The 26,749-nt window shown below is 35.2% G+C and carries 31 protein-coding genes; all 31 read left to right on the forward strand.

Going from position 1 to position 26,749, the window contains the following annotated elements; genetic code table 11:
* Nucleotides 1–63: 63 nt before the first annotated feature.
* The 31 genes from HZI73_RS13475 to HZI73_RS13625 all read left to right on the forward strand — a co-directional run bounded on the left by HZI73_RS13475 (nucleotide 64) and on the right by HZI73_RS13625 (nucleotide 26,731).
* The gene (locus HZI73_RS13475) at nucleotides 64–861 is read left to right on the forward strand and encodes a motility protein A (RefSeq protein ID WP_212693914.1); all 798 of its coding nucleotides are present in this window, start codon (nucleotides 64–66) and stop codon (nucleotides 859–861) included.
* A complete protein-coding gene (locus HZI73_RS13480) occupies nucleotides 854–1,666 on the forward strand; it encodes a flagellar motor protein MotB (RefSeq protein WP_212693915.1) in 813 nt (270 codons plus the stop codon). The genes HZI73_RS13475 and HZI73_RS13480 overlap by 8 nt, the downstream gene beginning before the upstream one ends.
* A gap of 12 nt (nucleotides 1,667–1,678) precedes the next feature.
* Entirely contained in the window at nucleotides 1,679–2,200 is a 522-nt protein-coding gene (locus HZI73_RS13485; RefSeq protein WP_212693916.1) for a hypothetical protein, read from the forward strand.
* Between the two features lie 61 nt (nucleotides 2,201–2,261).
* Nucleotides 2,262–3,245: a flagellar motor switch protein FliM gene (gene fliM / locus HZI73_RS13490; RefSeq protein ID WP_212693917.1), complete on the forward strand. Its 984-nt coding sequence runs from the start codon at nucleotides 2,262–2,264 to the stop codon at nucleotides 3,243–3,245.
* 2 nt (nucleotides 3,246–3,247) lie between these two features.
* Nucleotides 3,248–4,414, forward strand: coding sequence for a flagellar motor switch phosphatase FliY (fliY, locus tag HZI73_RS13495; protein WP_212693918.1), 1,167 nt, complete (start codon nucleotides 3,248–3,250; stop codon nucleotides 4,412–4,414).
* 23 nt (nucleotides 4,415–4,437) lie between these two features.
* Nucleotides 4,438–4,800 carry a response regulator gene (locus tag HZI73_RS13500; RefSeq protein WP_212693919.1) on the forward strand — a complete coding sequence of 121 codons (363 nt, stop codon included), beginning with the start codon at nucleotides 4,438–4,440 and terminating at the stop codon, nucleotides 4,798–4,800.
* Between the two features lie 3 nt (nucleotides 4,801–4,803).
* A complete protein-coding gene (fliO, locus tag HZI73_RS13505) occupies nucleotides 4,804–5,169 on the forward strand; it encodes a flagellar biosynthetic protein FliO (RefSeq protein WP_212693920.1) in 366 nt (121 codons plus the stop codon).
* Nucleotides 5,170–5,194: 25 nt separating this feature from the next.
* Nucleotides 5,195–5,986 (forward strand): flagellar type III secretion system pore protein FliP, encoded by a 792-nt coding sequence (gene fliP, locus HZI73_RS13510; RefSeq protein WP_212693921.1) that lies wholly within the window; start codon nucleotides 5,195–5,197, stop codon nucleotides 5,984–5,986.
* 38 nt (nucleotides 5,987–6,024) lie between these two features.
* Nucleotides 6,025–6,297, forward strand: coding sequence for a flagellar biosynthesis protein FliQ (fliQ, locus tag HZI73_RS13515; RefSeq protein WP_212693922.1), 273 nt, complete (start codon nucleotides 6,025–6,027; stop codon nucleotides 6,295–6,297).
* Nucleotides 6,298–6,307: 10 nt separating this feature from the next.
* On the forward strand, nucleotides 6,308–7,096 hold the full coding sequence (gene fliR / locus HZI73_RS13520; RefSeq protein ID WP_212693923.1) for a flagellar biosynthetic protein FliR: 789 nt from the start codon (nucleotides 6,308–6,310) through the stop codon (nucleotides 7,094–7,096).
* Nucleotides 7,093–8,226, forward strand: coding sequence for a flagellar biosynthesis protein FlhB (gene flhB / locus HZI73_RS13525; protein ID WP_246552148.1), 1,134 nt, complete (start codon nucleotides 7,093–7,095; stop codon nucleotides 8,224–8,226). Before fliR ends, flhB begins: the two co-directional genes overlap by 4 nt.
* Nucleotides 8,227–8,231: 5 nt before the next feature.
* Complete coding sequence (gene flhA / locus HZI73_RS13530; protein ID WP_212693924.1) at nucleotides 8,232–10,274, forward strand: flagellar biosynthesis protein FlhA; 2,043 nt, start codon at nucleotides 8,232–8,234, stop codon at nucleotides 10,272–10,274.
* Nucleotides 10,271–11,449 carry a flagellar biosynthesis protein FlhF gene (flhF, locus tag HZI73_RS13535; protein WP_212693925.1) on the forward strand — a complete coding sequence of 393 codons (1,179 nt, stop codon included), beginning with the start codon at nucleotides 10,271–10,273 and terminating at the stop codon, nucleotides 11,447–11,449. The genes flhA and flhF overlap by 4 nt, the downstream gene beginning before the upstream one ends.
* On the forward strand, nucleotides 11,433–12,320 hold the full coding sequence (locus tag HZI73_RS13540) for a MinD/ParA family protein (RefSeq protein ID WP_212698799.1): 888 nt from the start codon (nucleotides 11,433–11,435) through the stop codon (nucleotides 12,318–12,320). The genes flhF and HZI73_RS13540 overlap by 17 nt, the downstream gene beginning before the upstream one ends.
* Before the next feature lie 12 nt (nucleotides 12,321–12,332).
* Complete coding sequence (locus HZI73_RS13545; protein ID WP_212693926.1) at nucleotides 12,333–13,004, forward strand: flagellar brake protein; 672 nt, start codon at nucleotides 12,333–12,335, stop codon at nucleotides 13,002–13,004.
* A complete protein-coding gene (locus HZI73_RS13550) occupies nucleotides 12,961–14,088 on the forward strand; it encodes a protein-glutamate methylesterase/protein-glutamine glutaminase (RefSeq protein ID WP_246552150.1) in 1,128 nt (375 codons plus the stop codon). The genes HZI73_RS13545 and HZI73_RS13550 overlap by 44 nt, the downstream gene beginning before the upstream one ends.
* A 1-nt stretch (nucleotide 14,089) precedes the next feature.
* Nucleotides 14,090–16,174 carry a chemotaxis protein CheA gene (locus HZI73_RS13555; protein ID WP_212693927.1) on the forward strand — a complete coding sequence of 695 codons (2,085 nt, stop codon included), beginning with the start codon at nucleotides 14,090–14,092 and terminating at the stop codon, nucleotides 16,172–16,174.
* A gap of 14 nt (nucleotides 16,175–16,188) precedes the next feature.
* Nucleotides 16,189–16,632, forward strand: coding sequence for a chemotaxis protein CheW (locus tag HZI73_RS13560; RefSeq protein WP_212693928.1), 444 nt, complete (start codon nucleotides 16,189–16,191; stop codon nucleotides 16,630–16,632).
* A gap of 75 nt (nucleotides 16,633–16,707) precedes the next feature.
* Nucleotides 16,708–17,331 (forward strand): chemotaxis protein CheC, encoded by a 624-nt coding sequence (locus HZI73_RS13565; protein WP_212698801.1) that lies wholly within the window; start codon nucleotides 16,708–16,710, stop codon nucleotides 17,329–17,331.
* 3 nt (nucleotides 17,332–17,334) lie between these two features.
* Nucleotides 17,335–17,820: a chemotaxis protein CheD gene (locus HZI73_RS13570; RefSeq protein ID WP_212693929.1), complete on the forward strand. Its 486-nt coding sequence runs from the start codon at nucleotides 17,335–17,337 to the stop codon at nucleotides 17,818–17,820.
* A 14-nt stretch (nucleotides 17,821–17,834) separates the two neighbouring features.
* Entirely contained in the window at nucleotides 17,835–18,140 is a 306-nt protein-coding gene (locus tag HZI73_RS13575; protein ID WP_212693930.1) for a hypothetical protein, read from the forward strand.
* Between the two features lie 20 nt (nucleotides 18,141–18,160).
* Nucleotides 18,161–18,928 carry a sigma-70 family RNA polymerase sigma factor gene (locus HZI73_RS13580; RefSeq protein ID WP_212693931.1) on the forward strand — a complete coding sequence of 256 codons (768 nt, stop codon included), beginning with the start codon at nucleotides 18,161–18,163 and terminating at the stop codon, nucleotides 18,926–18,928.
* 12 nt (nucleotides 18,929–18,940) lie between these two features.
* Nucleotides 18,941–20,542 (forward strand): DUF342 domain-containing protein, encoded by a 1,602-nt coding sequence (locus HZI73_RS13585; protein WP_212693932.1) that lies wholly within the window; start codon nucleotides 18,941–18,943, stop codon nucleotides 20,540–20,542.
* A gap of 56 nt (nucleotides 20,543–20,598) precedes the next feature.
* Complete coding sequence (locus tag HZI73_RS13590; protein WP_212693933.1) at nucleotides 20,599–20,904, forward strand: hypothetical protein; 306 nt, start codon at nucleotides 20,599–20,601, stop codon at nucleotides 20,902–20,904.
* Nucleotides 20,905–21,002: 98 nt separating this feature from the next.
* Nucleotides 21,003–21,536, forward strand: a complete 534-nt coding sequence (locus HZI73_RS13595; protein ID WP_212693934.1) for a DUF6115 domain-containing protein — start codon at nucleotides 21,003–21,005, stop codon at nucleotides 21,534–21,536.
* Nucleotides 21,537–21,583: 47 nt separating this feature from the next.
* Nucleotides 21,584–22,201, forward strand: coding sequence for a hypothetical protein (locus HZI73_RS13600; protein WP_212693935.1), 618 nt, complete (start codon nucleotides 21,584–21,586; stop codon nucleotides 22,199–22,201).
* 151 nt (nucleotides 22,202–22,352) lie between these two features.
* Nucleotides 22,353–23,084 (forward strand): 30S ribosomal protein S2, encoded by a 732-nt coding sequence (rpsB, locus tag HZI73_RS13605; protein ID WP_212693936.1) that lies wholly within the window; start codon nucleotides 22,353–22,355, stop codon nucleotides 23,082–23,084.
* A gap of 173 nt (nucleotides 23,085–23,257) precedes the next feature.
* Entirely contained in the window at nucleotides 23,258–24,178 is a 921-nt protein-coding gene (tsf, locus tag HZI73_RS13610) for a translation elongation factor Ts (RefSeq protein ID WP_212693937.1), read from the forward strand.
* A gap of 258 nt (nucleotides 24,179–24,436) precedes the next feature.
* Nucleotides 24,437–25,141: a UMP kinase gene (gene pyrH / locus HZI73_RS13615; RefSeq protein ID WP_212693938.1), complete on the forward strand. Its 705-nt coding sequence runs from the start codon at nucleotides 24,437–24,439 to the stop codon at nucleotides 25,139–25,141.
* A gap of 60 nt (nucleotides 25,142–25,201) precedes the next feature.
* Nucleotides 25,202–25,756 (forward strand): ribosome recycling factor, encoded by a 555-nt coding sequence (gene frr, locus HZI73_RS13620; RefSeq protein ID WP_212693939.1) that lies wholly within the window; start codon nucleotides 25,202–25,204, stop codon nucleotides 25,754–25,756.
* 267 nt (nucleotides 25,757–26,023) lie between these two features.
* Nucleotides 26,024–26,731, forward strand: a complete 708-nt coding sequence (locus tag HZI73_RS13625) for an isoprenyl transferase (protein ID WP_212698802.1) — start codon at nucleotides 26,024–26,026, stop codon at nucleotides 26,729–26,731.
* Nucleotides 26,732–26,749: the final 18 nt, after the last annotated feature.

The following is a 26,749-nucleotide window of genomic DNA, read 5'->3' on the forward strand; positions in this document are numbered from 1 at the left end:
TATAGAAGATGAAGTAGTAATGTATGTACTTTAGATGAGAAGCAATAAAGCGAGGTGAGAACATTGGATTTAGCTACTATAGGCGGTCTTATTGCAGGGGTTTTCTTCATCGTAGCAGCCATTCTCCAAGATAAAGGTAATCTTGCAGATTTTGGACAATTAGCATCAGTTATGATTACATTTGGAGGAACTTTTTCAGCAACATTAATTTCTTTTCCTTTAGCTGATTTTATTAATTCTGTTAAATCGGTGACATTGATTTTTAGGAATAAACAGTTAAATGAAGGAGAAATCATTCGAAAGATTATTGAACTATCCAACATTGCTAGAAAAGAAGGGTTGCTTGCACTAGAGGAAGCGGCAGAATCCATCGATGATGAGTTCATGAAGAAAGGTATTCTATTAATTGTTGATGGTACCGATCCAGAATTAGTGAGAAATATTCTAGAAACAGAAATTATTTTTGTCGAAGGAAGACATAAATATGTACAAGGTTTTTGGAATAAAGTAGGTGAATATGGACCAGCATGGGGTATGATTGGAACACTAATCGGTTTAATTAAGATGTTGCAGAACATGAATGATCCAAGTACAATTGGTCCCAGTATGTCTGTAGCATTACTGACAACTTTATATGGGTCGGTACTTGCTAACTTCTTAGCATTACCAATAGCCAATAAAATGAAGGTGATTAGTGAAGCAGAAATATTACTCAAAGAGGTAGCCATTGAAGGTTTATTATCCATACAAGCTGGAGAAAACCCTCGTGTTATTGAGGAAAAATTAAAAGCATTCTTAGCACCACGTCTAAGAGATGAAATTAGCGAAGATGACGCTCAAGAAGGTGAAAATAATGCCTAAAAAAAGGAAAGCCAAAATCGGTAACGTTGGTTTACCAGGATGGATGGCTACATATGGGGATATGGTAACATTGTTGCTTTGTTTCTTCGTTTTACTTTTTTCCATGTCGAGCATTGATGTGGCTAAGTTTAAGGCAGCGCTTAACTCTTTTCAAAACCGTGTAGATGTCATGCCAGGGGGAACAGCAGTAACCCAAAATGATCTTATATCCAATGGCATTAGTCAGATTAATGGTATTGAAATCATATTCGATAAGAAGATTCCTCTTGAACAAGAGGGCGAAGAGAGTATAGAAATTGAGAGTAAGTTAGAAGAAGCCAAAAAAGATGCAGAAGATATTAATGAGTATTTGAAGAAACAAGGCTATGAAAGTGTAGTAAAGATTGAATATAACTCAAACATTATTAAACTAACCATAGAAGGTGAAATTCTATTTGAAAGTGGTTATGCTAAGTTAACAACGGATGCTGTTCGCTTAGTAGATGTTGTTTCTCTTAAGATTATGGAGTACATCAGTGATAAGACCATACAAATAGAAGGACATACAGATAATCGCCCTATCAACACAGCAAGATATCCAAGTAACTGGGAGTTATCTCAGGCCAGAGCCATAGCAGTAGGTTATCGTCTCATTCGTGAACATGGTATAGATCCTTCTAAGATTGCAGCAACAGGGTATGGAGAGTATCGTCCTATAGCCGATAATGCAACGGAAGTAGGTAGAGGTATCAACAGACGTGTTGAAATTAAGCTTATTACAGAAGAATATAATAACATTGATCCATTAAATGATCTAGAAGAATAGAGGTGAACAAAGATGGCTAAAGAAAAAAAAGAGAAAATACCTAAAGTAAATGAAGCTAGTGGTAAATCCGTTTTAGTGATAGGTGTCGTTCTAATTGTGTGTTCAATCATACTTTCAATCATATCTGGATATATGCTTGTGAAAGCCATGGATAAAAAAACAGAAGTCATGGAGTCCACAAGAGAGCCAGGCAATTTACCTCTAACACAAATAGAATCTTATGAGACAGACAACATTGTACTTCAGCTTAACTCAACCAGTGACCCTGAGAAAACCATGAGTTTTACGTTTTATGTTGGTTTTATGTTGGATAAAAAAGACAAGCAGTTAGAAGCTACGAAAGAGCTTCTTGAAGAACAAAAAAACGTCATTAAATCTAAAATATCAGGTCTCTTAAAAACAAAATCAGTTGAAGAAATGCTAAGGCCAGATAGTCAAGATATAATAGCAAAGGAAATTTATGTGTTGATGATTGAATTATTACAAACGGATACACTGGATAATGTGTACATTCGTGATTTCTTATATCGTTAGGTATATGGATAAGTTGAATGAAGTATGAACACATGATTACTTACTGATAGGAGGTGAAGGTATGGGTGAGGTCTTATCTCAAAACGAAATTGATGATCTGCTGAACGCCCTGAATACAGGTGAGTTAGATGTTGATGAATATCGTTCTAATGCCAGTGAAAAACAAATTAAAGATTACGACTTTGCAAGACCATCTAAGTTTTCTAAAGAGCAACTTCGTACATTGGAGATTATTTTTGAGCATTATGCACGATTGATTTCAACCACTTTGCCAGCTTATTTAAGAACGGCAATACAAGTAGATGTGATCAATTCAGAAGCCATATCATACTTTGATTTCGCAAATTCATTATCCAATCCTATTTTGTTAGGAGTTGTTGATTTTTCGCCCTTAAAGGGGTCATTTGTTGTTGATTTATCAGTTAATATAGGGTATGCTATAATTGATAGATTGCTTGGTGGTAAAGGGGACACCCTAGATAGAGAACGCGACTTTTCAGAGATAGAAGTTTTGTTAATTGAAAAAATATTGGTAATATGTTTGCAAGATTTAAGAGAGCCATGGAAGAATGTTGTTAAGGTAGCACCACGTTTGGAAAAGATTGAAACCAATTCACAGTTTGCTCAGGTTATATCACCAACAGATGTGGTAGCACTTATCACATTAAATATAAAAATAGGTCCAGTTGAAGGTCTAATGAATTTCTGCATACCTTATTTATGTCTGGAACCTATTATGGATAAGCTGAATACAAAATATTGGTTTTCTAATATTCAAAAGACCAATGAAGAGGTGTACAAAGAGTACATAGAGCATCAAATCAATAATGTTAAGATACCTTTAAAAACAGTATTGGGACGTTCAACGATTTCTGTGAATGACTTTGTGAATCTTCAAAAAGGTGATATTATTAAACTTTCCAACAAAGTAGATTCAGAAATGGAAGTTTTTGTAGGTAATATTAAAAAATTCTATGGAAAACCAGGTATTTTTAATCATAGAAATGCAGTTAAGATTACTTCTATTCTTAGAGAGGAGGAATAAAGATGGATGAAATGTTATCTCAAGAGGAAATAAATGCCCTACTGAAGGGATTAGATGATACAGACAGTAGTAGTGATGATGCAAGCAAACAAATAGGTGAAGTTGAAAAAGATGCAATTGGTGAAATATCCAATATCAGCATGGGAACAGCTGCTACAACATTGTTCTCTTTGGTTAATCATAAAGTCGTGATTACCACACCTCAGGTATCGGTATGTAATTGGGAGAAACTATCTCAAGATTTTGTTAAACCTTGTGTAGCAATCCAAATTGTTTATAAAGAGGGATTAGAGGGTACCAACCTACTCATGTTACATGAAGATGATGTAAAGATAATCGCTGATCTTATGATGGGTGGAGAAGGCAATAATACCGATTTAGAATTAACAGACCTTCATTTAAGTGCTATTAGTGAGGCTATGAATCAAATGATTGGTTCAGCAGCTACATCCATGTCATCCATGTTTGGTAAAAAAATTGACATTAATCCACCATCATCCAATATTATTGATTTTAATATGGATGAAAATGAAGAGTTTATCGAATTTCTAAATAAAGATTTTTTGAAGGTATCTTTTAAGATGCAAATAGGGGATCTGGTCGATAGTGAAATGATGCAACTCTATCCTATTGATTTTGCAAAAGAAATCTCCGATAATTTTATGGCTAGTCGAGAAGCAGAAGAAAGTATTGAGGAAGTTGTAGCAGCGCAAGCTTCTACGCCACAACCTGAGCAAGTGCAACAACAGGCACCTCGTATGGATATTCCTGACCAGATGCCTAACCAAATGCCTAATTTTAATCAAATGGCAGGTAACAACATGTATAACAATTCAGGTAATCAGTTTAGAAATATTGATGTACAGCAAGCACAATTCCAAAATTTTGACTTTAATGCCGTTATTCAGCAGAAGGAAAATATCGATTTGATTATGGATGTACCATTAGAAGTCACTGTGGAGCTTGGTCGAACAAGTAAGCCAATCAAAGAAATATTAGAGTTTGCACCTGGAACGATTATTGAACTCAAAAAACTTGCTGGTGAACCTATTGATGTATTAGTCAATGGTAAGAATGTTGCTAAGGGCGAAGTAGTTGTTATCGATGAAAATTTTGCAATACGTATTACAGAAATCATTAAAAACAGCGGGCACAGCCTAATTAATTAATATATTAAGAGGAGAGAGAGCTAATGGGAAAGAATATTTTAATCGTTGATGATGCAGCATTTATGAGAATGATGATTAAGGACATTCTTACAAAAAACGGTTATGACGTAGTTGGAGAAGCTGAAAATGGCGTAAAAGCAGTTGAAAAATATAAAGAATTAAAACCAGATCTAGTGATTATGGATATTACCATGCCAGAAATGGATGGTATAGAAGCAGTGAAGTCTATAAAAGGAAATAATGACGAAGCGATGATTATTATGTGTTCTGCAATGGGACAACAAGCCATGGTTATTGAATCTATTCAAGCTGGAGCAAAGGATTTCATTGTGAAACCTTTCCAAGCCGAACGGGTTATAGAAGCCGTATCGAAGGCGATAGGTTAAGGAATGAAAAATCCATTACTTCTTGTAGGGCAAAATGATTGGTTGCAATTAGTTGTTCTGTTAGTGCTGTTTATTCTAGTGTTATTTGGAGCTTATTTTGCAACCAGATTATTTGGTAATTTTCAGATTAAGAAAGGCAATAGCAGAAATATTCAACAGCTGGAGTCCATTTCTGTTGGTCCTCAAAAAGTCCTCCAATTAATTAAGGTTGGAGAGGAGTATCTTCTAATTGGGATTACCAAGGATCGTATTACATTTATGAAAGAAATCGATCCAGAGCATATTGATTTGAGTCATTACACAACAGATAAGAAGAATCAGGTGCTCCCTTTTAATAAACAGTTGGAACGATTTCTTAAAAAGAAATAAGAATGTACATATCGGAGTAGATTGAATGAGGCATATATGGGACAAATACAGAAAACAGTTTAAAATAATTGTGCTGATTAGTATAATTATGGGTATAACCTTATGTTCATCAAGTAAGGTGCTTGCTACAGAAACACCTATTCCTTTTTCAGTAGACCTTAATGTAAGTGCAGCTGAAGATAGTAAAGATGTGGTAGGAAGCTTACAGATATTATTTATTTTAACATTGATTTCATTAGCACCGTCTATTTTAATTATGATGACGTCTTTTACAAGAATCATTGTTGTATTGCATTTTGTTAGATCTGCTTTAGCTACTCAGCAGACGCCTCCAAATCAAGTCTTAATAGGTTTAGCGTTGTTTTTGACCTTGTTTATCATGGCACCTGTTATGCTTGAAGTTAACGATTCAGCTCTGCAACCTTATTCAGCTGGGGAAATTTCACAAGAAGAAGCTATTGATAAGGGACTAGAGCCAATACGTGAATTTATGCTTAAACAAGTGAATGACAAAGATTTGGCGTTATTTTTAGACATTGCCAAGAATAGAAGTGTTGATGAAATAGAAGATATACCAACAAGTGCGCTCATTCCAGCATTTATTATTAGCGAACTTAGAGCGGCATTTATCATAGGTTTCTTAATCTACATACCGTTTATTGTGGTGGATATGATTGTAGCTTCTACGTTAATGTCCATGGGTATGATGATGTTACCACCCGTCATGATTTCATTACCCTTTAAACTGATGTTGTTTGTTTTGGCAGATGGGTGGAATCTGATTATTGGACAGTTGGTAAAAACCTTTCGCTTTTGATATTTAGATGAAGTAGTTTGTGAAAGGAATGATTCTTCATGAATCAAGAGATGATTATTGATATGGCAAGAGAGGCATTAATGACTGTTATCATGGTGGCAGGACCATTGTTGCTGCTGGCTCTAACGGTAGGTTTGCTGGTGAGTATCTTTCAGACGGTTACGTCTATACAAGAACCAACGCTTGCCTTTGTGCCCAAAATTCTTGCTGTTTTTTTAGGTCTTATGCTATTAGGACCATGGATGTTAAATAAATTGATGACTTTAATAACTAACTTATATGCTAACTTTGGTTCATTTATTGTCAATTAGGGGATAAAACATGGATTTACTACTACAGGAACCATTTACATATTTAGATGCTTTTTTACTTGTTTTTGTACGTATGATTAGTTTTTTTATTGCTGTACCCTTATTTGGTATTCGAAATATTCCCAGAACCACAAAGATAGCCATAGCGTTTTTTACTGCCGCTATTATGATTAGTATTCAACCGATGACATTAGATGTGTCAAGTGCTCAGATTATACCCTATGCCATATTGGTTGTTAAAGAATTCATTGTAGGATGGATTATTGGATTTGGTGCATATTTAGCATTTTCCATTATAACCTTGGCTGGACAGCTCATTGACTATCAGATAGGCTTTACAATGGTGAATGTTTTTGACCCGTTAAGTCAAGTGCAAATTACCATAACAGGTAACCTCTATTACTATTTGTTATTATTGATGATGTTAGCCACCAATACACACTATATTTTAATCAAAGGGTTAGTTAATAGTTTTGAATGGATTCCCATAGGAACATCCACATTTAAAATTGGTCTGTATACAGAAATCATTAACTTTTTTGGGGACTTTTTTATCATAGCTTTACAAATTGCAGCGCCTATGATTGGTTCCATGCTTATTATAAATGTCGTATTGGGAATCTTAGCAAGAGCAACACCTCAGATGAACATGTTTGTTGTAGGTCTTCCACTAAAACTAATGGTAGGGCTTGTTGTACTCTTGATAACTCTAGCTGTTTTTCCACATGTGAGTGATTGGATTTTTGAGCGTATGTTAAAGCTAGTGGATACAATCGTAAAAGGAATGAGTAGCCTATGATGAAATCCTATTTCACAGATAAAAATCTTACATTAGCTTATCATCTGCAATTTTTTGCTAATGGTGATTCTGGTGAGAAGACAGAAAAAGCCACACCTAAAAAAAGGGAAAAAGCAAGAGAAGAAGGACAAGTAGCTAAAAGTATGGAAGTGACAACGGCTCTCATGCTTGTGGTGATGTTTACAGCTATTAAGTTATTGATACCTTACGTATATGAAAGACTGCATAAACTATATCATCACATGTATCAGAATTTTGATATAGCTGTTAATGAATTATCTGTTAAACTTGTTGGTGAGATTCTAAAACATGCCATTATGTCCATGATGGAGATATTATTTCCGTTTTTTGCCATTGTGGTAGGGATAGGCTTAATTGGCAACTTTCTTCAAGTTGGATGGAAACCGTCCTTAAAAACCATGAAACCTAAATTTAATAAATTGAGTCCCATTCAAGGGTTTAAACGATTGTTTTCATTACGATCGGTTATGGAACTTGTTAAATCATTGCTTAAGGTTACCATTATTATTGTGATTGTCTATCTAAGCATTAATGGTAAAGAGGGGTTTATCCTATATGTGTACGAATTATCTTTGTTAGAGGCATTCAAATTAATGACTGATATTGCATTAGATATTGGTATAAAAGTTGGTGCTTTTTTTATAATTATTGCAATCATTGATTATATCTACCAAAGATTTTCCCTTGAAAAACAATTAAAGATGACCAAACAAGAAGTGAAACAAGAGCACAAAGAAACAGAGGGAAACCCAGAAATAAAATCTAAAATTCGTCAAAAAATGCGAGAAGCTGCTATGAGACGAATGATGCATGATTTACCCAGTGCAGATGTGATTATTACCAATCCAACACATTTTGCTGTTGCTATAAAATATGATTCTGAAGAATCATTAGCCCCTATGGTAATAGCAAAGGGTGTTGATGTATTAGCAGCTAAAATAAAAAGCATTGCTAAAGACCATGAGATAGAAATTGTAGAAAACAAGCCTCTTGCAAGAACGCTATACTATACGGTGGATATCGGTGGCGAAATACCTCCTGAATTGTACCAAACAGTTGCAGAGGTATTAGCATTCGTCTACAATCTTAAGAAGAACAAGGAGGGCTAGACACAATGAAGATAAAAGTAGGAGATATTATCCTAGGCCTATTTATTATACTTGCAGTTGTTATTATGATTATCCCCATGAGCACGGGGATGCTTGATTTGCTAATTACACTCAATATAGCATTAGCGCTTATTATATTATTTAATGCACTATTTGCACAAGAAGCTTTGAGTATGTCTACCTTTCCAACTATATTACTGTTTATAACCATCTACCGTTTGGCATTAAACTTTTCATCCACAAGAGCCATCTTATCGTCTGGTGAAGCTGGTGATGTCATAGCAACTTTCGGAAGTTTTGTTGGTGGCGGAGATATCGTTGTAGGTATTGTCATGTTTATTATATTAGTCATTGTACAGTTTATGGTTATTACGAAAGGTGCTGAAAGGGTAGCAGAAGTGTCAGCGCGTTTCACATTAGATGCCATGCCTGGTAAACAGATGGCCATTGATGCAGACTTGAATTCGGGTCTAATTGATGAGATGCAAGCAAGGGAAAGACGACAGAAAATACAGGATGAAGCGTCTTTCTATGGATCAATGGATGGGGCAAGTAAATTTGTGAAGGGTGATGCCATAGCAGGCCTGCTGATTACAGTTATTAATATAGCAGGTGGTTTAATTATAGGTGTCACAAGGCTCAATTTACCTATTGAAGAAGCAATGACTACGTACACCATACTAACCATAGGTGATGGTCTTGTAAGTCAGATACCAGCCTTGTTAATTTCCTTATCAACAGGTATCCTTGTGACCAAAGTATCCAAAGAAGTTGATCTAAGTGATCAACTCTCAAGTCAACTGTTTTCCCTTCCCAAAGTATTATTTTTAACGGGTGGGGTGTTGGTCTTTCTAGGCCTTTTCACACCATTACCCACACTTATTGTTTCTGGGACAGGTGTATTGGTCATTGTTGCAGCATGGAAAATTCAAAATACGTTGCAGATTCAAGCAGTGGAACATGAAATCTCTACGGAAGACATAGAAGCTGAGGAAATTAGACGACCAGAGAATGTAGTATCCTTACTCCATGTTGATCCTATAGAACTTGAGTTTGGATATGGTATAATACCACTAGCAGATGCTAATCAAGGTGGCGATTTACTCGATCGTGTTGTGATGATTAGACGTCAGATAGCCATAGAACTTGGTGCAGTGGTTCCCATCATTCGGCTTAGGGATAATATTCAACTTAATCCTAATCAATACATTGTTAAAGTGAAAGGGGTAAAGGTAGCAGAAGGCGAAATACTCTTTGACCATTATATGGCCATGAATCCAGGTTTTGTTGAAGAAGAGATGGATGGTATAGAAACTGTTGAACCAGCATTTAATCTGCCAGCAATATGGATTACAGAAACCCAAAGAGAGCGTGCTGAAACATTAGGCTATACCGTTGTTGACCCACCCTCAATTATCGCAACCCACTTAACAGAAGTCATTAAGAAGCATCTGGATGAACTTACCACAAGACAAGATGTTCAAACACTTATTAACAATGTTAAGGAGAGCCATCCAACTTTGGTGGACGAATTAGTACCCAAACTATTAAGTGTTGGTGAAGTTCAAAAAGTACTCATGAATTTACTTAATGAAGGCATAACCATAAGAGATTTAGTAACGATATTTGAATCATTAGCCGATAATGCTGTGACCAGTCGCGATACAGATATCTTAACGGAGTATGCAAGACAAAGCTTAAAAAGGGCTATATCATCAAGTTTCTTAAACGAAAATGACAGTAACAGTGTTATTACACTGGACCCTAGTTTAGAGCAAATGATTATGGATAGTGTTAAACAGACAGAACAGGGTACCTACTTAGCCTTAGACCCTGAAATAACAGCTAAAGTATACGAAAGCGTAGAACAAGAAATAAATAAACTCATATCCATAGGAAGATCGCCGATTCTACTGACATCACCTATTGTACGTATATACTTTAGACGTTTAACAGAAGAGCAGTTTCCTGATTTGATTATTTTATCTTATAATGAGTTAGACTCTCAGGCAGAAATACAATCAGTAGGGATGGTGAGTGTTAGTTGAAAATAAAACAATTCGAAGCAAGGACAGAAACAGAAGCCATGCTTCAAGTAAAAGAAGAGTTTGGTAAAAATGCTTTGATTGTTAGTGTTAAAACTGTGAGACCAAAAGGTATCGTTAAGTTGTTCAAAAAACCATATGTTCAGATTACAGCAGCTCTTGACGAAAAAGCGGCCAAAGGGAATGGAAAAGAAAAAGAGACATTCAAATCACAATTAGAAGCTCTTGGTGATTATCATTATCAATCAAAAACATCTGAAATGGAAGAAAAAATAACAAAAATAGAACAGTTATTGAAAAAGAATGATGTAAGACATACCGAAGTAAGTGCAGCAGAACCTCAACAAGTAGAGACATCCATACACACTCAGAATTTTCCACTGGTAAATCTCATTTATGAGCAATTACTTGAGAATGAAGTGGATGAAAAAGTTATCAATAAATTGATGTTTGGATTGAATGAATCGTTATCCAAGGGCACTGTTCAGATGAAAGATTTGATCGCTATTATTTATCAGCGTATCATTGATGAGATAGGGGATATTGAACCCATCAATCTTGAAGGAAATACGCCTAAGATTGTCGTATTTATGGGTCCTACAGGTGTTGGCAAAACCACAACCATAGCTAAACTGGCATCCCACTATAGCATTAACCAAAACATGAATGTAGGTCTTATTACAGCAGATACTTATCGTATTGCCGCTGTGGAGCAATTAAGAACATATGGGAATATCTTGAATATTCCAGTAGATGTGGTTTATACCAATGAAGAAGTTCAAGGTTCCATTGATGGTTTTGGAGATAAAGATCTCATTATGATCGATACAGCAGGTCGGTCACATAAGAATAATGAATGGCAGGCAGATATTAAGGCACTGCTTAATGGTATACCAGATAAGGAAGTATTTCTTGTACTTAGTGCAACAACCAAGTACAAGGATTTAATGCATATAGCTAACAAGTATCAAGAAATTGCAGATTATAAACTTATTTTTTCAAAGCTAGACGAATCCACATGTATGGGTAACATACTGAATGTTAGACACCGGATTGGGGCAACCATGTCGTACATAACTTTTGGACAAAATGTACCAGATGATTTTACAGAGTTGAATCCTCATGACATTGCAAAATCCATTTTAGGAGGACACAGCAGTGATGGACCAGGCTACTAATCTTAGAAACTTAATGCGACAAAAACAAAAAGCCGTGACACCACAAAGCACTGCCAAAGTGATTACCGTAACGAGTGGAAAAGGCGGTGTAGGAAAATCCAATGTTTCTGTCAATCTTGCCATTAATTTTAGACGAAAGGGCAAAAAGGTTGTTATATTTGATGCGGATTTTGGACTTGCTAATATTGAAGTAATCTTCGGCATTATACCAAGATACAATCTGTTTGATATGATTTACAACGGTATGAGTATGGAAGATGTATTAACCTCTGGTCCTCTCGGGATTAATTTTGTGTCTGGAGGTTCTGGTGTACAAGAATTAGTTCATCTATCCAAAACGCAACTTAATTTCCTTAATGAGAAATTGTTGGAACTTGATCACTTGGCAGATATTATTATCATTGACACAGGTGCAGGTATATCCGATTCTGTTCTTGATTTTATCATTACTTCCAATGAAGTGATACTTGTCACAACCCCAGAACCTACATCCATCACAGATGCTTATGCCGTGTTAAAAGCTCTACGAAACAGAAAACGAAAAGAATACCAAGGAGCGCATATCAACTTACTTGTTAATCGTGTATCCAGTGAATCTGAAGGGTTAGAGATATACAAAAAACTCAACAAAGTGACCAACAAATTTTTGGACATGGAACTAAAAAATATTGGATTTTTACCTCAGGATCAACATTTAACAAAAGCGGTGATTGAGCAAAAACCTGTATCCATGTTATACCCAAAATCCAAAGTAGCAAAAGCTTTTGAAGTTGTTTCAGACAATGTGTTATCCAATAATAGTTATTCAACGAAGAAAGATGTTGGACTTCGCAGTGTATTTAATCATTTAATGAAATTCAGAAATAAGTAAGGTGGTATTACGATGATTCATAAAGCATTATCATTAGGTGACAAAATTGAAATATCCAGGAGTAAGTTTAATAGGAATGAACCCTATGAAAATCAAAAAATATATGTGAGTATTATTCAAGATATTGTCGATGATGAGCTTATTATTTCAGCTCCTGTAGAAAATGGTAAGATTATTCCCCTTGAAATAGGAACATCCTATATGATTTCCATCTACACCAAGGGCGGTTTATTTAATTGTAAAGCTAAAGTAAGTAAACGTACAAAAAAAAATCAATTATACCTAATTACCCTATCCATAGAGTCAGAATTAATTAAAAGTCAGCGTCGTCAATATTTTAGATTGGATTGTATTATGCCCATCAGCTTTTCTGAAAAAGAAAGCGAAGAATGGCACCATGGTCTTGTCGTCGATATTAGTGGTGGTGGCTTACGTTTCACATCGAAGATTCACTATGAAACGAATCCAGAAGTGACCTGTCAATTTGATTTAGTCATTGATGAGGAGATTAAGAGGCTAGAAATCATTGGTCAAGTCGTGGACTCAAGAATTATTGATTTTGAGACCATGCGCTATGAAACCAGAGTCATGTTTGATGATATAGCCAATGAAGATAGGGAAATCATCATTAAATATATATTTGAAGAGCAGCGTAAACGACGAAAACGCCAAAAAGGACTGTGATAAGATGGACATGAAGAAAAAAATATTGGTGATTGATGACTCTGCATTCATGAGAAGAGTTATATCTGATATAATTACAAGTGATTCAAGATGTGAAGTAATAGGAACGGCAAGAAACGGTAAAGATGGCTTAGAAAAAATACAAACCTTACAACCTGATGTGGTGACATTAGACATAGAAATGCCTATTATGACAGGGTTAGAAATGCTTGAACTACTTAAGCAAAAGAGTATACATGTGCCTGTTATTGTCATGAGTACATTAGCTATGGAAGGAAAAGCAGAAACCATAAAAGCGTTAGAATCAGGTGCCATTGATTTTGTGACAAAACCCCAGAATATATTCAAGGTAAATACAGAAGAAATGCGTGAAGTATTAATTGCCAAGCTTCTTATGGCAGCCAATACCCAAACACCGATGATTCAGAATAAGCCAGTTACCCGTATCCTTAAGCAAACATCACGTTCATTAAACAATCAGAGGAAAAGTGGTTGTCCTGGCATGAACAAGCTAGTTGCCATTGGATGTTCCACTGGTGGTCCTAGAGCATTACAATATGTATTACCGTATTTACCGGCCAATTTAGATGCGGGCATCGTTATTGTACAACATATGCCAGCAGGTTTTACCAAGTCCTTAGCTGATCGGTTAAATCAATTAAGTGCTATAGAGGTAAAAGAGGCAGAGGATAATGATATCATTGAAAAAGGTAAAGCCTATATTGCTCCAGGAAATTATCACATGAAAATTGTACAAGATAGACAGTGTCGATTGATGATTAAGCTATCAAACGAGGAACCATTAAAAGGACATCGACCTGCAGTAGATGTGATGATGAATTCCTTGGTAGATGCACATACGAATGATTTGGTAGGTGTTATCATGACAGGGATGGGTGTTGATGGAAGTGAAGGACTTAAACGTATAAGGGATCATAAAGCCATTCATATTATTGCGCAGAATGAAGAAACGTGTGTTGTTTATGGAATGCCAAAAGCTGTTGTCAAAGGAGGCATAGCGGATGAAGTCATTCCATTAGAATCAATATCTGATGCTATACTTAAGAAAGTGGGGGTGCTTTAAGATGGATATAAGTCAATATCTAGAGATATTTATTGAAGAATCAAAAGAGCATTTACAGAGCCTAAATGAATCCTTATTAGAACTTGAGAAAAACACAGAAAATGTAGAACTCATCAATGAAGTTTTTCGTGTTGCGCATACACTAAAAGGTATGGCAGCTACCATGGGATATAAACGTATGCAGAAGCTTACCCATGATATGGAAAATGTGTTATCTGAAATTAGAAATGGTAATATCGCTGTAACAGCTGAATTACTTGATATATTATTCCAATGTCTTGATGCATTAGAGCAATATGTGGAATCCATTATAGAATCGGGTTCAGAAGGCGATAAGGATAATCATAAGATTATTAATAAACTGAATGCTATATTAGAAGGTGGACAGGATAATACAACAGTAACAGCAGAGGTAGCTGCAACGGCAGAAGCCATTGCCATTGAGCCTGTTCAAGACAGCTTACCTAGCCAAGTAGAGGCAGCTGTATCCGATGCTGATAAACGTCAACATTTGCAGATGAGTTTTACTGATTTTGAAAAGAATGCCATACAGAAAGCGTACCTAGAAAATTTCAAAGTATATGGCATCACTATTTTTATCAGTGAGGGTTGTGTATTAAAATCAGCACGAGCATTTATTGTATTTAGGACTTTAGAAAAATTAGGACAAGTCATTAAATCTCATCCTGCAGTACAAGACATTGAAGATGAGAAATTTGATGATCGTTTTACAACATTTATTGTGACAAAAGAAAATATGGAAAAAATCACTTCTGAATTACGTTCAGTAGCAGAGGTAACCGATGTACTAACCGATGAGATCATTATTCCTATAGAACCAGTCGAAGCTGCAAAAGAAGACAATCAGCAAAAATCAACACGTAAAAAGAAAACAGGCACAAAAGATAGTAATGCTAAAGCAACAGGTATTAAACCTAAAACCAATCGAACAGTAAGAGTAGATATTGAAAGATTAGATACCTTAATGAATCTTGTAAGTGAACTGATTATAATTAAAAATGGTCTAGAAACCATTGAATTAAAAAATGCAAGTCAGAACTTTAATGAGCAAATTGAGTACTTGGAACGTATCACCACCAACTTACATGATGCTGTTATGAAAGTGCGTATGGTACCTATTGAACGTGTATTTAATCGTTTCCCAAGGTTAATACGTGATTTATCAAGGCAGCTAAACAAAAATATTGAATTACATATGTCAGGGGAAGAAACAGAGCTTGACCGTACAGTTATTGACGAAATAGGCGACCCATTAGTGCACTTACTTCGAAATGCAGGGGATCATGGTCTTGAAACGCCTGATGTAAGAGTACAATCTGGTAAAGACCCAGTGGGTAATATTCACCTTAGAGCTTATCAAGACGGCAACAATGTTATCATTGAAGTCAATGACGATGGAAAAGGGATTGACGTTTTACACATTAAAAATAAAGCCATTAAAAATGGGACAATTTCAGAAGATCAAGCAGACAGCATGACCGATCAAGAAATTATCCAATTGCTGTTTAGACCAAGTTTTAGTACAGCAGAAAAAATCTCAGATGTATCAGGCAGGGGTGTAGGTCTTGACGTAGTTAAGACGAAGATTGAAGCTCTTGGTGGCGATATTGAGGTTAAAACAGAAATCAATAAAGGTAGTAAGTTTATCATAAGATTGCCACTAACACTTGCAATTATACAAGCATTAATGGTTAATCTAGGTGATGAGAAATATGCAATACCTCTTAACACAATCCAGAACATTGAAGATGTAGAGGTAGCGCATATCAAATACATTCAGAACCAAGAGGTGATTAATCTTCGTGGTCATGTTATTCCAATTGTGAGGCTACATGAAAAATTAGATATTGAAGAAATTGATCCAGATAGACAGTCACTGACAGTTGTTATTGTTAATAAAGGAGAAAAACAAGCAGGTATCGTCGTCGACTCCTTAATTGGGCAACAAGAAATTGTTATTAAGACACTTGGAAAATACTTATCCAATATTAAATTAATTGCAGGAGCAACCATTCTTGGTGATGGAGAAGTAGCCTTAATTCTGGACATTAATACATTAGTGTAATTGGAGGGCCGAATATGGAAGAAATGAATCAAGCAATTAAAAAGTTTATTGTTGCATCAATTGGACATGAGCAATATGGCGTGAACATTCAATATGTGCAAAACATTGAGAGAATGTTAAGCATTACAAGAGTACCCAAAGCACCTTATTATATTAAAGGGGTTATCAATTTAAGAGGCGACATTATTCCAGTTATGAGTTTAAGACTAAAATTTGGTCTAGAAGCTGATGAATATACCCACAATACACGTATTATTATTGTTAAATTAGATGGCAATCCTATGGGTATTATTGTAGATGAAGTGAAAGAAGTGATTAATCTCACGGATGATGCTATTGAAAAAATATCAAAAGATGCCAATGATGAGAAAGGTATCTATGTGCAAGGTGTTGGAAAAATAGACCAAGAATTGGTAACACTTCTTAACCTTGATGGATTAATCAATACCAACGATTAGGCAATATAGACATCAATAAGGTATTCTGAAAAATACGGCATGATGCTTGTCTATATGAAGGGAATGAGTAAAGCAATGGATAATATTAATATTGATACGTTAGATAACATACATCTGGATGTATTAAAAGAAATTGGGAATATAGGGGCAGGAAATGCAACAACTGCCCTTTCTCAAATGATTAATAAAAAAGTGGATATGAGCGTTCCAAAAGTTAGAATATTGGAATTCAAAGAATTATCCGATATATTAGGTGGAGCGGAAAATCAAGTGGTTGGTATCTTATTAGCCGTAGAAGGTGAAATAAAGGGTATGATGATGTTCGTTCTTGAAACCACTTCGGCACATAATCTTGTGAATCTTCTTATGGGAAAAGCACTCAATACCTTTGAAGAATTTTCAGAAATGGATTTATCTGCACTACAGGAAATTGGGAATATCATTACAGGGGCTTATTTATCATCACTATCATCATTAACAAATTTAAGAATTCATCCATCTGTTCCACATATGGCTATTGATATGGCAGGGGCAATATTAAGCGTACCAGCTATTGAGTTTGGAAAAATTGGGGATAAAGCACTTTTAATACAAACTGGCTTTGGTGAAGGAGAACATAAGGTTTTTGGGAATTTTATATTGATTCCTGACGTGAAGTCTTATGGTACAATTCTCACATCACTAGGTATTACAGCTTAGCCTATGAATGACAAAATTAAAGTAGGCATGGCAGATTTAAATGCATGCTTATCTCCAGGCATTTTAACGACACTAGGACTCGGATCATGTGTTGGCATCGTGCTCTATGACCCTCTAAAAAAAATAGGAGGATTAGCACATATTATGCTACCCGATAGTACTCAAATTAAAAACAATAGCAATGTAGCAAAGTTTGCAGATACAGGAATTAATAAATTAATTGATGATATGGTAAGATTAGGAGCAAGTAAAAATAGACTTGTAGCAAAATTAGCTGGGGGAGCACAAATGTTCTCGTTTAAAACAAGTAATGATTTAATGAGAATAGGGGATAGAAACGTAGAAGCATCTGTTAAAATATTAAGACGGTTAGGCATAAAGATACTTGGTCAAGATACGGGAAAAAATTATGGTAGAACAATCGAGTTTTATACAGATACCGGTGACTTATTTATTAAGACAATAGGGAAAGAGAATAAAATCATATAAGGATGGTACGTAGTATGGTAAGAAATTTTCACATAATCATTATGCTTGTAGCAGGGATTATTGTCAGTATCTTAGGTCTAATTAACGGTTATGACCTTAAAAAACTTTCGATTACAATGATGATTGTTCTATTAATCTTTTTTATAATAGGTTCTATCATTCAAGGCATACTAAATAAGATATATGTTCAGGTTGAAACCAATAAAAAAGCAAGGCAGCTCAGCGAGATGGATGAAGAAATCTTGCGTATAAAAGAATTAGAAGAAGCTGAAGATGTAGACAAAGAAGACCAAAAGATTGACGATGAAACCACCCTATAAGCGTGTAAACGGAGGCCAGAATGGATGATAATTGCAAAGCCATGTTATGGCAAAAGTATTCAAAAAGCCCGTCAGCAGGACTAAAAGAAGAAATCATAACAGAATATGCAGGGCTTGTTAAATTAGTTGCTGGCAGACTTAATATGTACCTAGGTAACAATGTGGAATACGAAGACCTAGTAGGCTATGGGGTGTTTGGACTTATTGATGCTATTGATAAGTATAATTTTGACAAAGGAGTCAAGTTTGAAACCTATGCCTCATTACGAATCAGAGGTGCCATACTCGATAATATAAGACGTATGGACTGGATTCCAAGATCCCTTCGTAAAAAGCAAAAGCAAATCGATCATGCAACGACCAAGCTAGAGAATACACTGGGTCGTCCTGCAACAGATGAAGAGATTGCAAAAGAACTTAACATTACCGATGATGAATACATAAAATGGATGAATCAGACCAAATTACTTACTTTGACATCTTTAGAGGAATACATTGAACAAGGAAGCGAACTTAGAATTGAACCCATGAACAATTCTCGCTATACACAACCGGAAAGGGTTGTTGAGAAACATGAATTAAGAGAAATTTTGACTCAAGTTATAGAAAATTTATTAGATAATGAAAAAAAAGTCATTATGTTTTACTATTATGAGGAACTAACACTAAAAGAAATAAGTCATATACTCGGGGTATCAGAGTCAAGAATTTCTCAAATTCATACAAAAGCATTAAAAAAAATGAAGAAGAGGCTGGGGAATAATGTAGAGTTACTGGCAGGTTTTTAGGGGAGTGATAAGATGTCAGATCAAGTATATGATGGGTATTTTTATTTAACAAACAAAGAGGATGGGCTATATGTTACATTGAGTCCACCTACGGAGCAAGGGAAAAAAATTGAAATCGACGATATTATGCGCACATTAGACCATAAGAAGATTAGGGACTACGACTATGATTTATTGGTTGCAACATTAAGAACCTTAAGAGAAGAAAAAGAAATTAAGCTATCAGAAGCAGTTATTGTGTCCACAGATGAGACAATGGAAATTAATATATCATCAGATAGATTACATGCATATGTGAGGCTTTTTTCAGCCATAGGTGAAGGTGAAGCCCTTGTAAAAGAAGATATTTTATCTGAATTGGAAAAAAGAAACATTGCCTTTGGCATCGACCATGAAGCCATTGATAGGTTAATAGAAGATAAAATTTATTGTAAAGACATTGAAGTAGCCAAAGGATTAGCACCTGTTGAAGGTAAAAATGGAAGAATAGAGTACCTATTTGATACCCAAAAGAAAATAAAGCCACATATGAACGAAGACGGTACAATGGATTATCACAAATTAAATATTATCACTAATGTGAAACAAGGTGATGCTTTAGCCAAGTTAATACCTGAAGAAGAAGGGATACCTGGTAAAAATATTTTTGATCAAGATATCCCTCCAGCAAAAGTAAAACCTGAAAAATTGTTTTTTGGTAAAAACACAAAAGTAAAAGAAGGTACCTTGTATGCCTTAACGGATGGTCAAGTTAAAATTGATGATGGAAAGGTAATCGTTCTTAATTATTTAGAGATATCGGGGAATATTGATAATTCCACAGGCGATATTGAATTTCTTGGTACAGTACTTGTGCGAGGAAATGTATTAACAGGATATACCATAAAAGCTAAAGGTGACGTGGAAGTAAGTGGTGTTGTTGAAGGTGCTTATATTGAGGCAGAAGGCAATATTATATTACATAGAGGTATTCAAGGCATGGACCGAGCAGTGATTAAAGCTGGTGGTAACGTCATGGCTAAGTACATAGAAAATAGTAACGTAACAGCTGGCGGGTGTGTTCATAGCGATGCCATACTCCACAGTGATGTATCCTGTAAAGGTGAAGTGGTTGTAGAAGGTAGAAAAGGATTAATTTCTGGTGGCTCCGTCCGTTCAGGAATAGAAATTCGAGCAAAAGTAATTGGCTCACATATGGAAACCATTACGAATCTTGATGTAGGTGTAGACCCAGCTTATATGGATGAACTCAATCAGCTACAAAAAGATGTCAAATCATTATTAGAAGAAGAAATTAAGCTTACCCAGATTATTACGTTACTCAGCAAAAGGAAAAATATGCAGGGCAGCTTAGATGATAATAAAAAAGAAATGCTCGTATCCGCAACACGAAGCAAAATATTTGTAAGCAATAAACTAAAAAACAACCAAAAAAGATTGGAAGAATTGACGGAAGAACTCAGCCACAAAAATCAGGGTAAAATAAAAGTCATTGGTAATATTCATTCAGGGGTACGTGTATCCATTGGTAATGTAAAATACTATGTAAGAGAACCCATTAAATACTGTGTCATGTACCAAGACGGTGCAGATATCAAAGTAACCAATCTATAAAAGTTGATACAGGGGCTAGAGGAAGAATGCGTTTGCCCCTAAAGGGGAGGAATCTTATGTCAATTAAACCTTTAGATATGCAGGTTATGATACCTAAGACTCAAAAAGTTGCTAGCATTCGTCATCTTGAACAACAAAAAGCGCATGTGAATCAAGATCAAATTGCTCAAACGGTAAAACAGCAGGTAAAGGATAAAAACCAACAAGTCATTAAATCAAATGAGAATGAAAAATTTAATAACGAGGCTGATGCAAGGAAAAAAGGTAAAAATACTTATCATGGTAAAAGAAACGGGAAGCATAAAAATAAAAAAGAATCTGGAAAGAGTCCAAGTAGACATCACATTGATATAAGAATATAAGTCAGATTGAGTTCAATGGATTTCAAGGATGATCACATCATATCATATACCTTCGTTATGATGTGGCGTTTAAATCATTGAACGTTGGAGGTATGAACATGCAAGGTACAGCTATGAGTATATTGGTGATATTGTCCATTTTGGTTGGTATTATGTTTATTGGTATAAGCTTTTTTATTAAAGATAAAAAAGATAAAGAAATGATTCATAATCCAGAACCAATGGTACCTATTTCACCACCTATGGCATCCATGGATGAAGCCGATATCATGAATGAAGTGAATCAGAAAATCCTAGAATTAAACGATTATGCTTCTTTTATAAAAAAGGAAATCAGTGATCAACATAAAGAACTATTATTTTTGTATCAACTTATTACAGAGAAAGAAAAAAACTTAAAACATATAACAGATAAGTCCAGTAAGGCAGAAGAAAAAGCGGCAGTATCATACCATAAAAGTGCAACACCGGACATTAGTGAACCTGCACATACCCTTAATCATAAGATAGTAGAAAATAATAAAGAAATATTTGATCTCTATAAAGAAGGTCATAGTGTGACAGAGATTGCACAATCATTAAATATTGGTAAAGGGGAAGTAAAATTAATATTGGATTTAGGCATAAAATAATCATTCGAGAAAAGGAATGTATCAATAGACGTTAAAGAGGTGCTTATATGAGTAAACACAAGTATTTTTTAAGAGGTTTTGGTACGGCTTTGATTCTTACAGCCTCTATTTTTTATCTAGCCACTCCCAATAAGTCAGAAGACCTCAGTGACGAAGACATTATTGCCAGGGCAGAAAATTTAGGTATGATTAAAAGTACTATGGATCAAACCATGGCTAGTGAGCAAGTGATTGAACAAGCTAAACAACTTGGAATGATCTTTGAAAAAGATGCTAAACCTTTATGGGAAACTGAATTTCGTCAAAGCCTGAGACAGGAAATCATGAAAGAGTTAGAGGCAGAAGATCAACAAATGAATGAAGATGAAAAAGATGATCCATCAAATAATCAGGAACAAGATGAGTTAATGGAGAAGGATTCCGAAGGAAAAGCAGATGAAGAGGTTACGACGGATCAACGAGCGACGGTAGAACTGACCATTAACTATGGCATGACCTCTAAAGATGTGGCAACACTTTTGTATAACAATGGTGTTGTTCATGATATTGACGAATTCGACAGATATCTCATGATGCAAGGCTATGCACAAAAAATCAAAACCGGTACATACATATTCCATGTTAACAGTAGTTTTAAAGAAGCTATGAAAAATTTTACAAATTAGATAGTAAAATGGCTTGATTATTTGAAGGACTTATGATATACTAGCAGTCGTGAAAAAACACGTATTTTTGATTTTTAGAAAGGTGCCTTAACTGGTTTTCTAAAAAGATGATAAATGCGGAAGAAAAAAACCAAAATGATGGAGGTACAACATGAGTGTAATTTCAATGAAACAATTATTAGAAGCTGGTGTTCATTTCGGACATCAAACCAGAAGATGGAACCCTAAAATGGCTGAGTATATTTATACTGAGAGAAACGGGATTTACATCATCGATTTACAAAAGACAGTAGGTAAAGTTGACGATGCATATAATGCAATCAAAGACGTGGTTGCTGATGGCGGAAATGTACTTTTTGTAGGTACAAAGAAGCAAGCTCAAGATGCTATTAAAACAGAAGCAGAGCGTTGTGGTATGTTCTACGTTAACCAAAGATGGTTAGGTGGTATGCTCACGAACTTCAAAACAATTCAAACACGTATTAAGCGTCTAAAAGACTTAGAAAAGATGCAAGAAGATGGTACCTTTGATGTCTTACCTAAAAAAGAAGTCATTAAGTTAAAGCTTCAAATGGATAAACTAGAGAAAAATCTCGGCGGAATCAAAGAAATGAAAGACGTGCCAGATGTTATGTTCATTGTTGATCCAAGAAAAGAAAAGATTGCTATTCAAGAAGCACATATTTTAGGTATTCCAATTGTATCAATCGTTGATACAAACTGTGACCCAGACGAAGTAGACTATGTAATCCCTGGTAATGATGATGCTATTAGAGCGGTTAAACTAATCGTATCTAAGATGGCTGATGCTGTTGTAGAAGCGAACCAAGGAGCACAAAATCATATAGAAGAAGCAGCGCCAGAAGCAAAAAAAGCAGAATAAGCATACGGATGCTTCAACCAGCTACTGGTTGAAGCATTTATATTATCACATAAGAAAAACAAAAAAGGATATATGCCATTAAACGTTGTAAAAATCATGGATTACCGTTAAGTTCATGATAGATTGGAAAGAATTTTATACGAGAAGAATAAAAGAAGATGGAGGGTCTACACATGGCTATTACTGCAAGTATGGTAAAAGAGTTGAGAGAAAGAACTGGTGCAGGTATGATGGACTGTAAAAAAGCACTAGTAGAACACAATGGTGATATGGAGAAATCCATAGAATTTTTAAGAGAAAAAGGTTTAGCTAAGGCAGCTAAAAAAGCTGGTAGAATTGCTGCTGAAGGTTTAGTTGCAACTTGTGTAACCGATGATCATAAATGTGCTTCTGTTGTAGAAGTAAACAGTGAGACAGATTTCGTTGCAAAGAACGATATCTTTAAAACTTATGTAAAAGACGTAGCTGAGCAGGCAGTTAAGACAGAGGCTGCAGATATTGATGCCTTTCTTAATGATAAATGGTCAATCGACCCAAGCAAAACAGTTAGTGAAGTACTTACAGATCAAATTGCTAAAATCGGTGAAAACATGAACATTAGAAGATTTGAAAAATTTGTTGCTGATGACAGCTTCATTACATCCTATATCCATGCAGGTGGAAAAATTGGGGTACTCGTTGAAATGACTGGTGAAGCAACAGATGCTACACTAGAGTGTGCTAAGAATCTTGCTATGCAAGTAGCGGCAGTAACACCTAAGTATATTTCTAGAGACGAAGTAGATGCCGATTTCATTGAGAAAGAGAAAGAAGTGCTCAAACAACAAGCTAAGAATGAAAACCCAGATAAGCCAGATAATATTATTGAGAAAATGATTATTGGTCGTGTAAATAAGATGTTAAAAGAAATTTGCTTACTTGACCAACCCTATGTTAAAGATGGCGATTTAACAGTTTCTAAGTACATTGCTTCTGTAGCAAAAGAAACAGGTTCTGAATTAGCTATCAAACGTTATGTACGTTTTGAAACGGGTGAAGGCTTGGAGAAAAAAGAAGAGAATTTTGCAGAAGAAGTTGCCAAGCAAATGCAATAAATATATATAGTATATAATACAAAAGAAGTTCTACCTCTGAGCTAGTAAGTGTTAAGAAGTCTTTTTACTTAGCGCAAATGCTAAATGCAAGACTTACTTATAAGATAATAAAAGGAAACACGATGTGTTTCCTTTTTTTGAGAAAATTACTAACGTTAGCTTCTATAAGTTAGAGAGTGACCTTTTATAGAAAAATTACCAAATTACCACTAGTAAAAATTTCTAAGTTATGATAAATTAATAGATAGAGGTGTTTAAATGACAAAGTATAAGAGAATATTACTTAAATTAAGTGGAGAAGCTCTTTCTGGCGATAAAGGTACAGGTTTTGACGAAGAAACAGTATTAAAAGTAGCTGAACAAATAAAACATATTGTGGATCAAGGCGCAGAGGTTGAAATCGTCATCGGTGGTGGCAATTTCTGGCGTGGAAGAAGCAGTCAGAATATGGATAGAACCAAATCCGATCAAATTGGGGTAATGGCGACTGTTATGAATGCGTTGTATATGGCTGAAATTCTAAGAACAATTGGGATGAAAGCCGTTGTACAAACACCTTTTAAAGTAGGAAATGTTACAGAAGAATTTTCAAAAGACAGAGCTTTAGAACATCTCAGCAACAATACGGTTGTATTTTTTGCTGGTGGAACAGGACACCCTTATTTTTCAACAGATACCGCAGCTGCATTAAGAGCAATAGAGACAGAGTGTGACATCATATTATTGGCTAAAAACATTGACGGCGTTTATGATTCTGATCCAAAAACAAACAAAAATGCCAGCAAATTTGACACATTAACGTTAACGGAAGTTGTTGAGAAACGTTTGCAGGTTATGGACCTTACAGCATCCATTATGTGTATGGAACAAGAATTACCGTTATTAGTTTTTGCTCTTTCAGAAAAAGACAGTATAAAAAATGCTATGCAAGATAAGATTAATGGTACTTTTATAACCATATAATGTATAACAACAAGACATTTTTTAAAAGTTATACCAATACAAAATATAGGAGGAGAAAACATGTTTGAAGAGATGAAAAAATACGAAGACAAGATGCATAAGACAATACACGCATTAGAGACAGAATATAACAGTATTAGAGCAGGAAGAGCTAATCCTCATGTACTTGATAACATTAAGATGGATTATTACGGTCAACCTACCCCTATTCAACAAGTAGGTAATGTATCCATTCCAGAGCCAAGGATGATCCAGATTCAACCTTGGGATTCCAGTATCATCAAAGATATAGAAAAGGCTATTTTAGCATCCGATTTGGGTATTACACCAAATACAGATGGTAAAATCATTCGGTTAGTATTTCCTGAACTGACAGAGGAACGCAGAAAGATCTTAACCAAAGAAGTGAAGAAAAAAGGTGAAGATGCAAAAGTAGCCATTCGTAACATAAGAAGAGATGCCATGGATCATTTCAAAAAAGCTGAAAAAAATCATGAAATGACAGAAGATGATTTAAAAGATTATGAAGCGGACATACAAAAAATAACAGATAAATTTATAAAAATTATTGATGAGCATGTAGATGCTAAATCAAAAGATATTTTAACTGTATAGGACAAATTGGCTTTCATAACAAAGGGGCTGTCTCATTAAAACAATTTTGTTGGCTATAAGTTTTTTAGAAACGATAAGAGGTTAAGCTTTTCAGACCCCTAAACGTCGGTGTTTAGAGGGTCTGCGCTTCGCCGTCCATGGCTGCGCTTTAGGCTTAATCTCTTATCGTTTCCTATGATATTGACGTGTTTTGCTATAATGAGACAGCCCCTTTGTTCAAATGCTAGTTTTACCATACGAGAGGAATGATTATAAGTGAAAGCAGATATGGGACAGTATACAATTCCAAAACATGTAGCATTTATTATGGATGGTAATGGCAGATGGGCTACAGGCAGAGGAAAAAGCAGACAGTTTGGACATAAACAGGGTGCTAAGACTCTGGAACATATATGTAGACAGGCAAGTGATTTAGGTGTCTTATATATAACCGTTTACGCCTTTTCAACTGAAAATTGGGCTCGCCCAAAAGCAGAAGTTAATAACCTTATGAATTTATTAAGACATTATTTAAAGAGCAGTATTAAGAATGCTCGAAAAGATAATATGCGTGTTAGGGTTATTGGAGATAAATCGGGTCTAGATCAAGATATTATTAAAAGTATTGAAAGTCTAGAAGAAGACTCAAAAGATAATACAGGATTAAATTTACAGATTGCCTTAAACTACGGTGGACGAGATGAGATTGTACGTATGACTAAACGCATCATGACTGATTATGAAAATAATAAAATTGATATAAATGCAATTAATGAAGATACGATAAATAAATATCTTGATACAGCAGAAATACCTGATCCTGACTTGCTCATTCGAACCAGTGGGGAAATGCGAATCAGTAATTTCTTATTATGGCAAATAGCTTATTCAGAATTTTATTTTCTTGATAAACATTGGCCTGATTTTACAATAGAAGATTTAAAGCAAGCTATTGCTTACTATAATAATAAGGATCGTCGATATGGTGGGGTCTAGATACGAAACAGTAAGGAA

It is taken from the genome of Vallitalea pronyensis, from assembly GCF_018141445.1.
Classification (GTDB): domain Bacteria; phylum Bacillota; class Clostridia; order Lachnospirales; family Vallitaleaceae; genus Vallitalea; species Vallitalea pronyensis.

Bases quoted from the DNA above. Each gene is read 5' to 3' on its own strand.
- HZI73_RS13480 (WP_212693915.1), top strand. From the start codon at position 854: ATGCCTAAAAAAAGGAAAGCCAAAATCGGTAACGTTGGTTTACCAGGA.
- HZI73_RS13485 (WP_212693916.1), top strand. From the start codon at position 1,679: ATGGCTAAAGAAAAAAAAGAGAAAATACCTAAAGTAAATGAAGCTAGT.
- fliM (WP_212693917.1), top strand. From the start codon at position 2,262: ATGGGTGAGGTCTTATCTCAAAACGAAATTGATGATCTGCTGAACGCC.
- fliY (WP_212693918.1), top strand. From the start codon at position 3,248: ATGGATGAAATGTTATCTCAAGAGGAAATAAATGCCCTACTGAAGGGA.
- HZI73_RS13500 (WP_212693919.1), top strand. From the start codon at position 4,438: ATGGGAAAGAATATTTTAATCGTTGATGATGCAGCATTTATGAGAATG.
- fliO (WP_212693920.1), top strand. From the start codon at position 4,804: ATGAAAAATCCATTACTTCTTGTAGGGCAAAATGATTGGTTGCAATTA.
- fliP (WP_212693921.1), top strand. From the start codon at position 5,195: ATGAGGCATATATGGGACAAATACAGAAAACAGTTTAAAATAATTGTG.
- fliQ (WP_212693922.1), top strand. From the start codon at position 6,025: ATGAATCAAGAGATGATTATTGATATGGCAAGAGAGGCATTAATGACT.
- fliR (WP_212693923.1), top strand. From the start codon at position 6,308: ATGGATTTACTACTACAGGAACCATTTACATATTTAGATGCTTTTTTA.
- flhB (WP_246552148.1), top strand. From the start codon at position 7,093: ATGATGAAATCCTATTTCACAGATAAAAATCTTACATTAGCTTATCAT.
- flhA (WP_212693924.1), top strand. From the start codon at position 8,232: ATGAAGATAAAAGTAGGAGATATTATCCTAGGCCTATTTATTATACTT.
- HZI73_RS13540 (WP_212698799.1), top strand. From the start codon at position 11,433: ATGGACCAGGCTACTAATCTTAGAAACTTAATGCGACAAAAACAAAAA.
- HZI73_RS13545 (WP_212693926.1), top strand. From the start codon at position 12,333: ATGATTCATAAAGCATTATCATTAGGTGACAAAATTGAAATATCCAGG.
- HZI73_RS13555 (WP_212693927.1), top strand. From the start codon at position 14,090: ATGGATATAAGTCAATATCTAGAGATATTTATTGAAGAATCAAAAGAG.
- HZI73_RS13560 (WP_212693928.1), top strand. From the start codon at position 16,189: ATGGAAGAAATGAATCAAGCAATTAAAAAGTTTATTGTTGCATCAATT.
- HZI73_RS13565 (WP_212698801.1), top strand. From the start codon at position 16,708: ATGGATAATATTAATATTGATACGTTAGATAACATACATCTGGATGTA.
- HZI73_RS13570 (WP_212693929.1), top strand. From the start codon at position 17,335: ATGAATGACAAAATTAAAGTAGGCATGGCAGATTTAAATGCATGCTTA.
- HZI73_RS13575 (WP_212693930.1), top strand. From the start codon at position 17,835: ATGGTAAGAAATTTTCACATAATCATTATGCTTGTAGCAGGGATTATT.
- HZI73_RS13580 (WP_212693931.1), top strand. From the start codon at position 18,161: ATGGATGATAATTGCAAAGCCATGTTATGGCAAAAGTATTCAAAAAGC.
- HZI73_RS13585 (WP_212693932.1), top strand. From the start codon at position 18,941: ATGTCAGATCAAGTATATGATGGGTATTTTTATTTAACAAACAAAGAG.
- HZI73_RS13590 (WP_212693933.1), top strand. From the start codon at position 20,599: ATGTCAATTAAACCTTTAGATATGCAGGTTATGATACCTAAGACTCAA.
- HZI73_RS13595 (WP_212693934.1), top strand. From the start codon at position 21,003: ATGCAAGGTACAGCTATGAGTATATTGGTGATATTGTCCATTTTGGTT.
- HZI73_RS13600 (WP_212693935.1), top strand. From the start codon at position 21,584: ATGAGTAAACACAAGTATTTTTTAAGAGGTTTTGGTACGGCTTTGATT.
- rpsB (WP_212693936.1), top strand. From the start codon at position 22,353: ATGAGTGTAATTTCAATGAAACAATTATTAGAAGCTGGTGTTCATTTC.
- tsf (WP_212693937.1), top strand. From the start codon at position 23,258: ATGGCTATTACTGCAAGTATGGTAAAAGAGTTGAGAGAAAGAACTGGT.
- pyrH (WP_212693938.1), top strand. From the start codon at position 24,437: ATGACAAAGTATAAGAGAATATTACTTAAATTAAGTGGAGAAGCTCTT.
- frr (WP_212693939.1), top strand. From the start codon at position 25,202: ATGTTTGAAGAGATGAAAAAATACGAAGACAAGATGCATAAGACAATA.
- HZI73_RS13625 (WP_212698802.1), top strand. From the start codon at position 26,024: ATGGGACAGTATACAATTCCAAAACATGTAGCATTTATTATGGATGGT.